The 16,339-nt window shown below is 47.6% G+C and carries 12 protein-coding genes; all 12 read left to right on the top strand.

Annotated features, from left to right (window positions below):
* The first annotated feature begins 220 nt into the window (after positions 1–220).
* Positions 221–1,996: an ABC transporter ATP-binding protein gene (locus HPL003_RS22140; protein WP_014282008.1), complete on the top strand. Its 1,776-nt coding sequence runs from the start codon at positions 221–223 to the stop codon at positions 1,994–1,996.
* Positions 1,993–3,831 (top strand): ABC transporter ATP-binding protein, encoded by a 1,839-nt coding sequence (locus HPL003_RS22135; protein ID WP_014282007.1) that lies wholly within the window; start codon positions 1,993–1,995, stop codon positions 3,829–3,831. Before HPL003_RS22140 ends, HPL003_RS22135 begins: the two co-directional genes overlap by 4 nt.
* 129 nt (positions 3,832–3,960) lie before the next feature.
* Positions 3,961–5,145, top strand: coding sequence for a formate-dependent phosphoribosylglycinamide formyltransferase (gene purT, locus HPL003_RS22130; protein WP_014282006.1), 1,185 nt, complete (start codon positions 3,961–3,963; stop codon positions 5,143–5,145).
* A complete protein-coding gene (locus tag HPL003_RS22125) occupies positions 5,138–5,599 on the top strand; it encodes a GNAT family N-acetyltransferase (RefSeq protein ID WP_014282005.1) in 462 nt (153 codons plus the stop codon). Before purT ends, HPL003_RS22125 begins: the two co-directional genes overlap by 8 nt.
* Positions 5,600–5,821: 222 nt before the next feature.
* Positions 5,822–6,559, top strand: coding sequence for a CAP domain-containing protein (locus HPL003_RS22120; RefSeq protein ID WP_014282004.1), 738 nt, complete (start codon positions 5,822–5,824; stop codon positions 6,557–6,559).
* Between the two features lie 242 nt (positions 6,560–6,801).
* Positions 6,802–7,482 carry a TIGR00266 family protein gene (locus HPL003_RS22115; RefSeq protein WP_014282003.1) on the top strand — a complete coding sequence of 227 codons (681 nt, stop codon included), beginning with the start codon at positions 6,802–6,804 and terminating at the stop codon, positions 7,480–7,482.
* 281 nt (positions 7,483–7,763) lie between these two features.
* Positions 7,764–8,711, top strand: coding sequence for a GDSL-type esterase/lipase family protein (locus tag HPL003_RS22110; RefSeq protein ID WP_043922487.1), 948 nt, complete (start codon positions 7,764–7,766; stop codon positions 8,709–8,711).
* Complete coding sequence (locus tag HPL003_RS22105; protein ID WP_014282001.1) at positions 8,711–9,787, top strand: ABC transporter ATP-binding protein; 1,077 nt, start codon at positions 8,711–8,713, stop codon at positions 9,785–9,787. Before HPL003_RS22110 ends, HPL003_RS22105 begins: the two co-directional genes overlap by 1 nt.
* Positions 9,780–10,769, top strand: a complete 990-nt coding sequence (locus HPL003_RS22100; protein ID WP_014282000.1) for an ABC transporter permease — start codon at positions 9,780–9,782, stop codon at positions 10,767–10,769. Before HPL003_RS22105 ends, HPL003_RS22100 begins: the two co-directional genes overlap by 8 nt.
* Before the next feature lie 98 nt (positions 10,770–10,867).
* A complete protein-coding gene (gene parE / locus HPL003_RS22095) occupies positions 10,868–12,847 on the top strand; it encodes a DNA topoisomerase IV subunit B (RefSeq protein ID WP_014281999.1) in 1,980 nt (659 codons plus the stop codon).
* Positions 12,848–12,869: 22 nt separating this feature from the next.
* Entirely contained in the window at positions 12,870–15,332 is a 2,463-nt protein-coding gene (gene gyrA, locus HPL003_RS22090; RefSeq protein ID WP_014281998.1) for a DNA gyrase subunit A, read from the top strand.
* Positions 15,333–15,607: 275 nt separating this feature from the next.
* The gene (locus HPL003_RS22085) at positions 15,608–16,078 is read left to right on the top strand and encodes a MarR family winged helix-turn-helix transcriptional regulator (RefSeq protein WP_014281997.1); all 471 of its coding nucleotides are present in this window, start codon (positions 15,608–15,610) and stop codon (positions 16,076–16,078) included.
* Positions 16,079–16,339: the final 261 nt, after the last annotated feature.

The following is a 16,339-nucleotide window of genomic DNA, read 5'->3' as shown; positions in this document are numbered from 1 at the left end:
TGTGGGACAACCCGGTGTTTTACGCATGCTTCAAAAAGACAGCAATACCGAGTAATTAGCCATATTCAATGATAAGAAAGCGATTTAATTTGTCTAATCACCCGTCAATTGCGAACTTGCCTGAAAACAGTCAGTTATCCTCTTTGCCGCCTTGGAATGCGAATGGTAAACTTCACTAAGCCATACAACAACGTCGTGCAACTAATGGAGGGACATTGACATGGAAGTGCTCAGGCAATTGCAGGGCTTTTTTCGTGAGAGGAGACATTATCTGTTTCTTTCCATTCTATGCCTTGCGATAGCGACGGCCCTGGGGCTGGTGTATCCAAACCTGCTCCAAAGGCTAATTGATAACGCTATCATCCCCGGTGACTTCGGGAAAGTACCGGCGCTGGCTCTCACTGTGCTGGGAGTAGTGATCGTCAAAGGCTTTATGCAATTTTTACACGGATTTTTTGGTGGACGGCTGGGTAACTATCTGGCGTACCGACTCCGCAATGCTTGTTATGAAAAACTGCAATTTTTGTCCTTCAGATATTATGACACTGCCAAAACGGGGGATCTCATGTCCCGTTTGACGGGTGATCTGGAGGCGATTCGCAACTTCATCGGGTTTGGTTTTGCCCAACTCCTCAATGTGGTAATGATGGTCGTATTTGGAGCTATGATGATGCTGTATATCAACTGGCAGCTCACCCTCATTACGATGATCAGCATGCCTTTGCTGCTCTTCGTCACGTTTAAGTTCGAATCCCGAATTCATCCCACCTTTCAGGAAATGCGGATTGCGCTCAGTGCCTTGACGACAGCGGTGCAAGAAAATATAACAGGCGTGCGCACCGTCAAATCTTTTGCCCGCGAATCATATGAGGTTGAAAAATTTTCAGTACGAAATGAGCAGTACAAAAGTAACCAAATTCAAGCTGCTTCCCTGTGGAGCCGTTTCTTCCCCGCCATGGAACTGATTGCTTCTGTCAGTGTGGTTCTTCTGCTGGGTATGGGGGGCTATCTGGTTATTGAAAAGTCGCTGACCCTGGGTCAGCTTGTCGCCTTTTTTAGCTTAATTTGGTATATTATCGGCCCCATCTGGAACATTGGCTTCCATATCAATAACTATACCCAGTCCAAGGCTTCCGGTGAACGGGTCTTGGAGCTATTGAACCAACCGGTGGATGTTACTGATGAAGCTGATGCTTTGACGCTTGATGCTGATGAGGTGAAGGGTCATGTCACATTTGAGCATGTCACTTTTGCTTACGGGAATAAGCTGCCGGCTGTCGTTGACATCAACCTGGATGCACCCCCAGGATCAGTCATCGGTATTTTGGGCGGAACCGGATCAGGTAAATCCACCATTATTCAGCTGCTTATGCGAGCTTACAATGTGAACGCAGGCAACATTAAGCTGGATGGAACAGATATACGCCATTTGAAAATCCGTGATTTACGTGCTCAAATTTCTTCCGTGTTCCAGGAGACGTTCCTGTTCTCATCTTCCATCCGTAACAACATTGCTTACGGACTAAGCCATGTCAGTATGGATGACATTATACGCGTATCCAAGCTAGCTCAGGCACATGAATTTATTACCGAGCTGCCATTGGGGTATGACACAGTTGTCGGTGAGCGGGGACTGGGGCTGTCCGGTGGGCAAAAACAACGGATTGCCATCGCGCGCGCACTGCTCAAAAATCCGAAAATTCTGGTGCTTGATGATGCGACCAGCGCGGTCGATATGGAGACGGAGCATGAAATCCAGACCGGTTTTCAAGAGGTTATGCGGGGACGGACGACCTTTATTATTGCTCACCGTATTTCTTCACTTCGTCATGCTAATGAAATTGTAGTGCTGGAGGAAGGGCAGATAGCCCAGCGAGGAACGCATGAACAGCTCATTGCCACTCCAGGCCCTTATCAGGACGTGTATCATATTCAATACGCCGACTACATAGCCCAGACTCTTGACGGTGTGTCCGAAAGGCAGGTGAGACCATGAATATACCCGCTGAAAAAGCCAAAACGCTTCAAAAACCAATGAATGAGCGATTTGTGTACCAGGATGATGATATCATCGACAAACCATTTAACTGGTCCGAATTCAAACGATTGCTCGCATACATGAAGCCTTACGCCCGGCAGATCCTGCCGATACTACTGGTCATGATGATTCTTGGTACCATCACCAAGCTGACCGTTCCCTATTTGATCAGTCTGGCCATCGACAAAGCGATTGCTCCCGTAGGACCTGCACTGCCGAGTGTAAAATTACTGCTGCTAATAACCGGAGCAGTGCTGTTACTATATTTAATTCAATGGGCAGCCAGTACGTACCGCATTAAATTCACCAATATTATCGGTCAACGTGTCATTTACGATCTGCGTGAGGATCTGTTCAAGCATATTCAGAAGCTTTCTTTCAACTTTTTTGATAAAAGACCGGCTGGATCTGTATTGGTACGTGTTACGAATGACATCAATTCGCTTCAGGATCTATTTACGAATGGTGCGGTGAACGTCCTGATTGACTGTGTACAGCTCACTGGAATCATCGTCATTTTACTGCTGATTAACTGGAAGCTTGGTCTGGCGGTTATCGTGACTGTTCCGATCATGTTTCTAATCTCTACCAAGCTGCGTGTGCGCATTCGCCGTGCCTGGCAGGAAGTACGCATGAAGAACTCCCGTATCAACTCTCATCTGAATGAGTCCATTCAGGGTATCCGTGTGACACAGGCGTACACACAGGAGCAGGAAAACATGGCTTATTTCGATAACATGAACAGCTCCAGTAAACGGTCTTGGGATAAAGCATCGGCCATGAATCAGGTCTTCGGCCCGCTCATTGATATTACTGGAGGCTTGGGTACGCTTGTGCTGTTCTGGTTCGGGGCACACCTGATTCAGACGGATCAGCTTACGGTAGGTCTGCTGGTTGCATTTGCCAATTATGTGGGGAACTTTTGGGACCCTATTAATCGACTGGGCCAAATGTACAATCAGTTGCTGGTTGCGATGGCTTCGTCGGAAAGAATTTTTGAGTTTATGGATGAACAGCCGAATATTGCGAATAAGCCGGGAGCCAAAGACCTGCCGCCCATTCGCGGCGATATCCATTTTGAAGAAGTTGTTTTTGAATATGAAAAGGGACGTCAGGCGCTTAAAGGCATTAATCTCTCTGTCAAGGCGGGTCAATCCATTGCGCTTGTCGGGCATACCGGATCTGGTAAAAGCACAATCATTAACCTGCTCAGCCGGTTTTATGACATTACATCAGGGCGACTTACGATTGACGGCCATGATGTGCGTGACGTAACGGTGGAGAGCTTGCGTAGCCAAATTAGCATCGTACTTCAGGACACATTTATTTTTTCAGGTACGATTCGCGATAATATTCGATTCGGTCGACTGGATGCAACGGATGAGGAGATTGAAGCGGCTGCGAAGGCAGTCAATGCTCATGAATTCATCGTTCATTTGCCGGGCGGCTATGAAACAGAGGTAGAGGAGCGGGGCGGTATGCTGTCCATGGGCCAGCGCCAGCTGCTATCTTTTGCCCGGGCCTTGCTGGCTAATCCACGAATTCTCATATTGGATGAAGCCACAGCCAGTATAGATACGGAAACAGAGCTGAAAATTCAGGAGGCTCTTCAGGTGCTGTTGGAAGGCAGAACCTCCTTCATGGTTGCTCATCGTTTGTCCACCATTCGGAATGCCGATCATATTGTCGTGCTGGATCATGGGCAGATCCAAGAAAGTGGGAATCATGAACAATTGATGAAAAAACATGGAATTTATCGGGGGCTGGTGGAAGCACAGTTCAGATTTTTGTAAAAAAAAGATCAAAAAATCGCGATTTTTGTAAATTTAAATGCGGAGCGCTATTGCATTCTTGGAGCTAAACCCTGAAAATAAAGATGAAAAGAGATCAGAGCAATATCTTCAGAGGGGGAAGAGTTCAAGATGTGGGGTGCTCCTTTTTCTGCCGGGGCTAAAAAGATGCTGCTGCTGGGTAGTGGTGAATTGGGGAAAGAAGTCATTATTGAAGCTCAGCGGCTTGGCGTGGAATGTATTGCTGTAGACCGCTATGAACTGGCTCCAGCAATGCAGGTGGCTCATCGTTCTTATTGTTTGGATATGCAGGATGCTGAGGCATTGAAGGCACTGATTCGCAAGGAAAAGCCCGACATAATTGTACCTGAAATCGAAGCTATTGCTACGGGTGCTTTGGAAGAATTGGAGCAAGAGGGATTTCACGTAGTACCAACAGCCCGGGCCGCCCGTCTTACGATGGACCGGGAGGGCATTCGCAGGCTTGCTGCCGAGAAGTTGCAACTTCCGACCGCCGCCTACCGCTTTGCAGATGATTTTGAGCAGTTGCGGGCAGCGGTTCATGAGCTGGGCACGCCATGCGTGGTCAAGCCCTTGATGAGTTCGTCGGGTAAAGGGCAGTCTGTATGCCGGACACCCGAAGATGCGGAATCCTGCTGGAATACGGCGCTGGAAGGCGCACGTGCCAAAACAACACGTGTGATTGTTGAAGCTTTTGTTCCGTTTGAGAGTGAAATTACGTTATTGACTGTCAGATCGGTATCAGGTACGACTTTTTGCCCACCGATTGGCCACATTCAAAAGGATGGGGATTATGTCGAATCTTGGCAGCCTCATGGCATGACGGACAAGCAGCTTTCGGACGCGGAGGACATTGCCCGTACGATTACGGATGAACTGGGTGGTTACGGATTGTTTGGCGTAGAGCTGTTTTTAACGGCTGATGGCGTCGTATTCAGTGAAGTATCCCCCCGTCCGCATGATACGGGAATGGTAACGATGATTACGCAGGATTTGTCGGAATTTGCGCTTCATGTGCGGGCCATTCTCGGATTTCCGATACCGTCGGTTACACTGCTAACCCCTGGGGCTTCGGCTACCTTGAAGGCAGAACAAGCTACACGGGATTTTGTAATCGGTGGTCTGCATGATGCATTATTGCTACCCCGGACACAGGTGCGAGTGTTCGGGAAGCCTGAAACCAAGCCGGGACGCCGGATGGCTGTAGCGCTTAGCGCTGCGGGAGATGTGGAAACAGCACGGAAGACGGCCAAAGAAGCTGCCAATATGCTGAAAGTGGAGGTAAATCATGTCTAACAATGTGATGATTCCAGTACTGACAATTCGTTCCGTAGAGCTTGGCGATTGCGAAGCCGTAACAGGACTGCTAAGAGAAGTCGGATATCCGATGACTTGTGGTGTGATGAAAGAAGTTATGGGAACTACGCAGGAGGACTGTCAAGCCAATATGATGGTTGCAGAAATGGATGGTCGTGTTGTCGGCGTAATCGGCATGCATACGGCTCAAAGCCTGGCTTATCCTGATCCTGCCGTACAAATCACCATGCTGGTCGTGAGCAAGGAGTATCGCGGCGAGGGCATTGGCAAGCGCCTGGTGGCCTGTGGTGAGGAGTGGGGACGTGCGCAAGGAAGTCTCCATTTGTTCATTACCGGAGCGAATAACCGCATCAAACAAATAGAGGCTCATGCATTCTACAACCGAATCGGCTTTGAAAAGCAAGGCTACCGTTTCAGCAAAAAGCTTAAATAATAGTCCTGTACAAGCCCGGATTATATTCAGAGCCTCATTACCCATAGATCAGTCCCGTCTAGGCTATTGCCGAGCGGGGCTATTTTTTTACCAACTTTTACACCATTGATCCTGCTAGGAAACATGATATACTGCTAGAGTAAAGATTACAAAGTTGTAACCACGCATGTTCAGAGCGAACATGTACACACCAAGAAATTAATACAACAAGGAGATGACGAAATGAAGAATATGTTGAAAAAAACACTGGTGATGGGAAGTTTAAGCGCCGTTTTATCCGCAGGATTCATCGTTCCGGCATCAGCAGCACCGGCTGACGATTTGTCGGCGCAGCTACAACAGTGGCTACAAAATAGCGGATACTCTGTTCAATTGTCCAATGGGACGACGACAGTAACGAAGAACGTAACTACGGATTGTTTCGGACAGGACAAGGCTAAAACTCAAACAGGGAATTCTTCTTCGGGCAAGCAAGTAACCAAACAGGGGAACCAAAACGCTTCACAGTCTGCTAACAAGCAGCAGAATCAAGCTCAGAACACCAATGCAGGTGCAGGTCAGTCCGCAGGATCGGATGCACAGCTCAGCAAGTCTCAATTTGCGGCAGAGGTTGTAAAGCTGGTAAACAACGAGCGCAGCAAAAATGGTCTGAAGCCACTGACTTCCGATGCGAAGCTTACCGAAGTGGCTTTGGCTAAAGCGAAGGATATGAGTACTAATAATTACTTTGATCATACATCACCGACTTACGGCTCACCATTTGATATGATGAAGAAATTCGGCGTAACTTATACGTATGCGGGTGAAAATATTGCGATGGGGCAACAAACGCCGCAAGAAGTTATGAAAGCCTGGATGAACAGTCAGGGACACCGTGAAAATATTTTGAAGGCAGAATATACACAAATCGGTGTAGCTTACTATAATGGATATTGGGTTCAGGAATTTACACGTAACTAAAAGTCGATCATAAAAAGCGTTTCAAACGTCATTATGTTATGGCATTATACTGATAACCTAACGCTAAATTCAAGGGCCTGCTGACACGTTCAGCGGGCTTTTTACGTTGTTTGCGTCTCTAGTGGTGCGCTTATCTATCACTTTTGCTTATATGCAAGAACAGGCATAAATGCGGCAAGTATAGTATGATAACACCAAGCTATATTGATAACTAATAACTTATGGGAAAGTCAGGTGAACGAATGAGCTACGAAATTGTGCATGAAGGTGCTTTTGCTATGCTCAAGGTACAGATGAACCCCGGAGAGACGATTAAAGCGGAGATGGGAGCTATGGTTTCCATGTCTTCCAGCGTGGATATAAAGGGGACTGTGGATGGTGGATTATTGCGCGGTTTAGGCCGGATGCTGAGCGGAGAGAAATTCTTTTTTCAGGAGCTGAGAGCATCTCGGGGGCCAGCTGAAGTGCTGCTTGCTCCAGCAAGTATAGGCGATGTACAAGCAGTGGAATTGGACGGTACGTATAGACTGTTGGTGCAAAAGGATGGCTTCTTGGCGTGTACGGAGGGCATTGAGGTCAGCACTAAAATGCAGAATCTGATGAAAGGATTGTTCTCGGGCGAAGGTTTTTTTATCGTTGAAATCAGCGGTCGCGGAACAGTATTTTTGTCCTCTTACGGAGCCATTCATCCGATTTATGTTGCACCCGGAGAGGAGCGTATTATTGATAACGCTCATCTGGTGGCATGGCCAGACTACATGGATTACAAAATTGAAAAAGCGTCCAAAGGTTGGTTGTCCAGTGTAACGAGCGGAGAAGCACTTGTATGCCGTTTTCGCAGCGAGGGGACGGTATTGATACAAAGCCGAAATCCGGGCAGCTTCGGACAATGGATCAAAAGCTTTATACCCGATAGCAAGTAGTTTTTCGTCTATGCAGAGGTAAAGAATGAGCTTTACGAACCCAAAAGGCGTAATAAAAAGGATGGCGATATGCCATCCTTTTTAACATACTTAAAAAAATGTTGTAAAATAGTATAGCTCTAAATCTTCTTAAATTGCAATCATAGTTTTATAAAACAACTGACATTCACAAAAAGTTCACATTTATTTTACTTTAAAGGGCATAACTTTCTGCTTTCTTATGACATGTATGCTTCATAACACTCAGAACGGTTTATTTGCAAAATGATATGAGAAGCTTTATGTTTATTTCACCAAGTTATCAGGAGGGAACACGAGTGAATTCATCAAAATGGATCTGGCGGTCTGTCGGTTCCGTGTCCATCGCCGCCACACTGCTATTATTGTACGGATTTATTGCCGCGGTACGAAGCATTACGGCTCCCGAGCCACTCGTTACCACCAAACCTGTAAATACGGGTTCATCACAGATACAAAATGCTCCATCCGCTGCAACTCAGAAGGGGGAATTTCGGGTAGCAGCCATTGGAGATTCGCTGGCGAAAGGAACCGGCGATGACTCAGGCAGCGGTTTTGTACGACGGTCGGTGACCTTGTTAAATGATCAGGAAGGCCATAAGGCTCAGCTCATTAACAATCTGGGCATTAACGGGCTGACGACTCAAGGACTTTTGACCAAACTGGATGAGCCTGGCGTGGCCTATGTGTTGAAAAAGGCTAACGTTATTATTGTGTCCATTGGCGGGAACGATTTGTTTCAGGGGGCACAAGCTGCCCAAACTGGCAAAGAGCCACCTACGCTTATAGGCTTGCGCAAAGCTCTGCCTGATGCAGCCAAGCGTTTGCAAAAAGTGCTGATAAAAGTCGGAAAAATCAATCCGAAGGCTAAAATTATATACGTTGGACTATATAATCCATTCAGTGACCTGCCGGAAATGAAAATTCCGGGAAATCTCGTTGTGACGGAATGGAACCTGGCTGCTATGGCGATTACCAATCAAAACAGTAATATGACGCTAATTCCAACCTTCGATTTATTTCAGCAAAATTTGCCGGTTTATTTATCCTCTGATCATTTTCATCCTAACGGACAGGGCTATCAGGCAATTGCTGAGCGTATCGCTCAAGGGTTTGCGGTAGCAGCGGCCAAAGAAGGCGACAATACAGGGGATGGACAACAGTCTACGAGCAGTCAGCCCGCTGATGTGAAGAAGGGAGGGAACAAGTGATGAGCATCCAATCTGCTGACAAGACCGAGATTGATGTAGCAAAGGATTCGATAACCACGGATGGAGCATCCGGCTATCATTCCGACAACCAGGTTAGCAGTGCACACGGAAGCAGAACCGACAACGAAACGGTTCTCTCTGTTCAGCACGTCAAAAAGCGAATCGGACGCAAGATGATCATTCATGATGTAACATTCGACGTACGTGCTGGTGAAATTTTCGGCTTTCTCGGTCCCAATGGGGCCGGAAAAACAACGACGATCCGTATGCTGGTCGATCTGATCAAGCCTACGGAGGGCACCATTACCGTATGCGGTCATAATGTGAACCGTGATCCGGAGCAGGCTTTGCGGCATATCGGTTCTATTGTGGAAAATCCGGAGGTGTACAGTTACCTGACAGGGTGGGAGAATTTAGAGCATTTTGCCCGGATGCAGCCTGGCGTGGATGAACAGCGTATTCGAGAAGTGGTGGAGTTGGTGCGGCTGGATCGGCGTATTCATGATAAGGTAAGTACGTATTCTCTCGGGATGCGCCAGCGACTTGGTATTGCTCAGGCATTGCTTGGCAGACCCAAGTTGCTCATTCTGGATGAACCGACAAACGGATTGGACCCCAAGGGGATCAAGGAAATGAGAGCTTTTATCCGTCTGCTAGCGGCAGAGGGCATGGCTGTATTTGTTTCCAGTCACTTGCTTAGTGAAATCCAGTTGTTGTGTGATCGTGTTGCGATTATTAGCCGGGGAAGGGTGCTTGCTGTTGGCGGGGTGCGGGAATTGGTTGAAACGCATTCGCATATGGCTGTATGGCAACTGGAGCCCCATGATCAGGGTCTTGCCCTGTTGGAAGACTCTCCGTATGTACAAATCATTACGAACGCCGATGAACTGATTGATGACAGCATTGTTGCAGGCAGTGGAGCGGATGCAATTTTTACAGAAATGGACGAAGAGCATATCGCGGAGCTGGTCGTACAAATGACGGCTTCCGGTATTTCCGTTAAAGGTGTAACCAAAATCAACCCTACACTGGAGCAGTTATTCCTGAAAATGACGGAAGGTGAGATTCTTGAATAACATTATACCGCTCGTACAAAATGAAACACTCAAAATCATCAAGAAGAAACGATTTTATGTCATTTTACTTGTTTTGCTTGTGCTTGTGCCGATTTTTACGTACGCTCAGATGAAGGTGGCGGAAAATAACCGCGAAAAATTCGGCAATGACTGGCGGCTGGAGTTGCGTCAGGCCATTACGGATAACCAAAATTCGCTGGGCAGCGACCGGGTTCCAGAGGAATGGAAGACCTACAGGCGAGTATTTGTTCAACAAATGCAATATTATCTGGAAAATGACGTGAACCCGAATGAGCCAAGTGGTGTAACCTTTACCAGAGAGTTTATGGACAATTCCATTAATTTGTTCGTTCCATTGCTTATTATGGCGATTGCCTCTGATCTGGTTTCAGGAGAACGGACGACGGGTACCATAAAAATGCTGCTGACCCGTCCTGTCAGGCGGTGGAAGGTGCTGCTGAGCAAGCTGCTAACGCTGTATATGTTCGTTTCGCTCATCATTTTGGCTGTGTTTGTGATCAGTTATCTTATATCGGGCTTGTTTTTTGGCTTTCGCGGCTTTAATGTTCCGGTATTTACGGGATTCCGAATTGTTGGATCGACGGTGGATATGTCGGCAGTGCATGCGATTCCGCAATGGCACTATCTTATGCTGCAGGCAGGGTTGATCTGGTTCGTCAGCCTCGTGGTGGCTTCGCTTGCCTTTATGGTTTCGGTGCTGGTACGTAGTACGGCGGCAAGCATTGTGGTGATGATGGCTGCGCTCATTTCGGGCACGATTTTAACGAACATGGCCTCGTCCTGGCAGAGCGCCAAATATTTATTTATGGTTAACCTCGAATTGACCGATTATTTATCAGGAAGCCCCGCCCCGATTGAGGGGATGACCTTGCCGTTTTCTTTAGCTGTATTGGGCATTTGGGGGGCTTCGGCGCTAATTGTTTCATTCGCCGTCTTTACGAAACGGGATATATTGAATTAAAATGGACAAGGTAAAAGAAAACATCTGTTTGCATTTTTGGTGAAAATCATCAAGAATAAGGCAAAACACGGTTACGATTAGACAAAGGGGGAGCATGAATGGTCGACAAAATCGACTTGTCTGCGGGAGCGTCCGGCACTCAGAACGGAGCTTCGGAGTATGGCGTGGACGACATTCAAGTGCTCGAAGGGCTTGTGGCAGTTCGCAAACGGCCGGGCATGTATATTGGGAGCACCAGTTCTTCGGGACTACATCATTTGGTATGGGAAATTGTGGACAACGCGGTTGATGAGCATCTTGCCAAGTTTTGCTCCCGCATTGACATTACAATGCATAAGGACGGTTCCGTTACAGTAACAGACAACGGACGCGGTATTCCTACGGGAATGCACAAAACGGGAATTCCTACACCTCAGGTTGTATTTACTATTTTGCATGCCGGAGGTAAGTTCGGCGGTTCGGGATATAAAAAGTCCGGGGGTCTGCATGGTGTGGGCGCGTCAGTAACGAACGCTCTTTCGGAATGGCTTGAAGTGGAAATTTACCGGGACGGCAAGATTCACCGTCAGCGGTTTGAATATTGGCTGGACAAGAAGGGCGTGGAGCATGTCGGGGAACCGACCACAGGCCTTGAAGTGCTGGGCAATACTAACAAGACGGGCACAAAAATTACATTTAAACCGGATATTCGCGTATTCCAGGCAGGCATTCATTTCAACTACGATACGCTGGCCGAGCGTCTTCAGGAAATTGCTTTTCTGAACTCAGGTCTTCGTATCCAGCTTAAAGATGAACGCAGCGGGAAATCGGATGAATATTTTTATGAGGGCGGAGCAAGTCAGTTTGTCGCTTTTCTGAATGAAGGCAAGGACGTGCTGCATGACGTCATTCACTTCAACGCAGAGAAGGAAGACGTTGAGGTGGAAATTGCCATTCAGTACAACTCAGGTTATACCGAAACGATTGCTTCGTTTGTCAACTCCATTCCGACACGCGGCGGGGGTACGCATGAAACGGGCTTCAAAACCGCTTATACCCGTGTCATGAATGACTATGCGCGACGCACGGTAATGCTGAAGGAAAAGGATAAGAATCTGGAAGGCAATGATTTGCGCGAGGGAATGATGGCCGTAATCAGTGTCAAGATGGCTGAGGTTGAATTCGTCGGTCAGACGAAGGATCAGTTGGGTAGCGCTTCCGCACGCAGTACGGTGGATGCAATTGTATCGGAGCAGATGCAGCGTTTTCTGGAGGAAAATCCGCAGGTCGCGCAAACGTTAATCAAAAAGGCAGTACAGGCGTCCAGAGCGCGTGAAGCTGCACGTAAGGCTCGTGACGAAATGCGTTCCGGCAAGAAACGCAGTGAAAGCTCGAATCTGAACGGCAAGCTATCGCCTGCGCAGTCCAAGGATTTTACACGAAACGAGTTGTTTATCGTGGAAGGTGATTCGGCTGGAGGATCGGCGAAGCAGGGACGGGATTCCAAAATTCAGGCTATTTTGCCATTGAAGGGCAAGCCGATGAACCCGGAGAAATCCAAGCTGGCGGATGTCATGAAAAATGATGAATACCGCGCGATTACAGCAGCAATCGGGGCGGGAGTAGGAACAGAGTTTATGCTGGAAGACAGCAATTATTCCAAAATCATCATTATGACTGATGCGGATACAGACGGCGCGCACATTCAAGTGTTGCTGCTGACGTTCTTTTATCGGTATATGAAAGAGCTGATTGATGCGGGACGCATATTTATCGCTCAACCGCCATTGTATAAAATAACCCGTAAGTCAGGTAAGCTCGAAACGGTACGTTATGCCTGGACAGATGAGCAGCTTGACAATTACTTAAAGGAATTTGGACGGAATTTTGAGCTTCAACGCTATAAAGGACTCGGGGAGATGAACCCTGATCAGTTATGGGAAACAACGATGAATCCCGAGTCACGTACCTTGCTGCGCGTCCAGATTGAGGATGCAGCCAAGGCCGAACGCCGTGTGTCCACATTGATGGGCGACAAGGTTGATCCACGCAAGCGCTGGATTGTGGAAAACGTAGATTTTACGGAGTATGTAGAGTAGTGCTATCAAATGAGGTGTATACATGAGCTTATCGGAGCAATTTTTGCCAGCTTTTCTGGAGGAAGTGGTCGGTGACCGATTTGGCCGATATTCCAAATATATTATTCAGGATCGGGCGATACCCGATGTGCGGGATGGGTTAAAGCCAGTACAGCGCCGGATTCTGTACTCCATGTACGATTCCGGCAACACACCGGATAAGGCTTATCGGAAATCTGCTAAAACCGTCGGGGATGTTATGGGTAATTATCATCCTCACGGTGACTCGTCGATTTACGACGGAATGGTGCGGATGGCGCAGCCTTGGAAAATGAGTCACGTACTGGTGGACGGTCACGGCAACTGGGGTTCCCAAGACGATGACCCTGCGGCAGCTATGCGGTACACGGAGGCCCGTCTGTCTCCTATCGCGATGGAAATGCTGCGTGACATTGAAAAACGCACGGTTTTGTTCAAGGATAACTTTGATAACTCGGCAAAGGAGCCGGTTGTGCTGCCTTCCCGTTATCCGAATCTGCTAGTAAACGGCTCCAGCGGAATTTCAGCCGGATTCGCGACTGAAATTCCAACGCATAGCTTACGCGAGGTCATTGACGCCAGCATTGCTGTGATGGAAAAGCCGGAAATTGAGCTAGAAGAGATTATGACCTTTATTAAAGGCCCTGATTTCCCGACGGGCGGACTAATTATGGGTGGCGAAGGCATTAAGGACGCTTATCGTACAGGCAAAGGACGTATTTATATCCGTTCCAAAACGGAAATACAGTCTTTGCGCGGAGGTAAGCAGCAGCTGGTTATTACGGAGATTCCATACCAGATTGTCAAATCAAGGCTCGTAACCGCTATGGAGAATATCCGTCTGGAGAAAAAGGTGGAAGGGATTGCCGAGGTTCGTGACGAGAGTGGTCGGAATGGTCTGCGAATTGTAGTAGAACTGAAGAAGGAAGCCGATGCGGAAGGGATTTTGGCATATCTGCTGAAAAAAACCGACCTCCAGGTAGCTTACAACTTCAACATGGTAGCCATTGTGAACAAAGCGCCGCATCAGCTTGGTTTGAAGTCCATTTTGGAAGCGTATATCGCCCATCAGCGTGAAGTTGTCACACACCGTATCCAGTTTGAACTGGAGAAGGCGGAGGATCGCGCCCATGTGTTGGAAGGTTTGGTCAAGGCGCTGAACATTCTGGATGAGGTCATTGCGGCCATTAAAGCTTCCAAAAATCGCCAGGACGCGCAAAATAATTTGCAATGGATGTTTGGCTTTAGCGAACGTCAGGCGGATTCTATTTTGACCTTGCAGCTTTACCGTCTCACGAATCTGGAAATCACTACGCTGGAAAAGGAATTAAGTGAAATCCAGAAAAAAATTACACAGTACCGTTCTATTTTGGAAAGTGATCGCAAGCTGATCAGTTTGATTCGCAAGGAACTGCTGGAAATTCGTGAAAAGTACGGCATTGACCGCCGTTCGGACATACAGGGTGAGGTTGAAGAGATTAAGGTAAATCTGGAAGTCATGGTTGGGGCAGAGGATGTATTGCTGACTCTTTCCAAAGACGGCTATGTGAAGCGTACGGGTATGCTGTCCTTCACTCGTTCTGGTGGGGAGCGTTCAGCTTCCGGCGTTAAGGAAGGAGATTATGTCACTCAGTTGCTTGATGTCAACACACTTGATGTGTTGCTCGTCTTCACTCAGCGCGGACAATATTTCTTATTGCCTGTGCACCAGGTGCCGGAGTACAAGTGGAAAGAGCCGGGAACTCCGATTGTTAACGTCATTCCTTTAACCAAGGATGATCGGATCGTGAGTGTCATTCCGATCAAAAACATTGAGGAAATCGGCAAAAGTCTGGTGTTTGTAACGAAGAAGGGTCAAGTGAAGCGAACAGAGCTGAAAGAATATGCTACGAAACGTTCCAGTGCCGTAGCAGCCTGCAAGGTAGCAGGGGATGATGAGGTATTATCGGTAACGTTAAGCGACGGCACCCGGGATATTATGTTGATTACCCGTGCGGGGATGAGCATACGCTTCAAGGAGCAAGAGGTTAATGCGATGGGCCGCGTCTCGGCTGGTGTGAAAGGTATACAACTGGCGGAAGGCGATGAAATTGTTGCAGCGTTGTGGGTGGAGGAGGATGAAGGAGAAGTGCTGGTGCTGACCGAATCAGGTTATGGCAAGCGTACGCTTCTGCTGGATTATCCTGCTCAGGGACGAGGCGGTAAAGGAATCACCACCTTTGAGTTCAAGGAAGGTAAACGAGTACGTTCGAATGGAACTCGGATCGTAGCTGCCTTCTATTGCCGTGAAGCTATTCAATTGTTTGCGATCACTGCAGAAGGACAGACGATGTCCTTCCTTTCGGAAAAAGCTCCTTTGACCGACCGCAAGGATATAGGCAAGCTGCTGGCTCCTGTGGAGAAGAAGGACGAAATTGTGAATGTGGTGCCGCGTAGTGAGCCGCAGGCTTCCCAATCCATAGAATAACAGGAAAGTCAAGCGACTTTTAGCTCGAAAAAGAGAGGTCCTCTCATGCCATTCCGGCACGAATGAGGACCTTTTTGCCGTCATGCTGTCGAACCTTGACCAGCCTCCAAAACCGAACTGAGACTTCCTTCCCCTTTTCAATGGATGCTCCAAAAACGGCAGGAAACCGGGGCTGAATGGCGAAAATTTAATGTGATGAAATACAATCCGGACGGTGGCCCATACGGTAAATTTGATGCTTTTACTGACCCTGTTATTCAAAGGAGTGAGGCAAAATGCAAACGACCGAATTTGCGAAAATCTGGTCCAGAATGGCTAAGGATTACAAGGTTCATATGGAGCAGCGGTTGGCTCCATCATTGACTGAGGCTCAGCTTACAGTACTGGAGGTTTTGAACGAATACGGCCGTATGAAACCGTCTCAATTGATCCCGTATCTCGCAACCACACCTGCCGCGGTTACGATGCTGCTAGACCGGATGGAGCGGAATCGCCTGGTCACCCGCTTTAGAGACGTAAAGGACCGTAGAATCGTATGGATTGTTATTTCGGATCAAGGGAGAGAAGAAGCTGAACGGGGGTTGCAGATAAGAGATGATTTTCTGGGCTCTGCACTAAACCGGATTTCGCAGCATAATCAAAATTTGCTGGTTTATCTGTTGGGTAAAATCACCACAAAGACGAAACCGTCTGCATCGGCAAGCGAGGCAAAGGGAGTAAAGGAACAAATAGAGCGAGCGGAGTAAGCGGAATATGGATTGAATGAAAAACAACTTACATGAACAGATCGTCTCTTTAATATTCTAAATAAAAATACGCGGATAATGCTGCCCAAAAGGGCCACACTGTCCGCGTTTTTTGTGCTGAAATAACACATACTGTAGCTGTTGTCACCTTTTTAAATGACTTGCTGTATCTTGCAAGTTTCAGCTGCTCTTTTCAATACTTATATCTGTTACAGGGGTGAATGTTGACATTTACATATAACATGATAAAATTAGTTATAC

Source organism: Paenibacillus terrae HPL-003 (assembly GCF_000235585.1).
Lineage (GTDB): Bacteria > Bacillota > Bacilli > Paenibacillales > Paenibacillaceae > Paenibacillus > Paenibacillus terrae_B.
The sequence above is the reverse complement of the archived record's forward strand: the minus strand, read 5'-3'. Positions and strand labels throughout refer to the sequence as shown.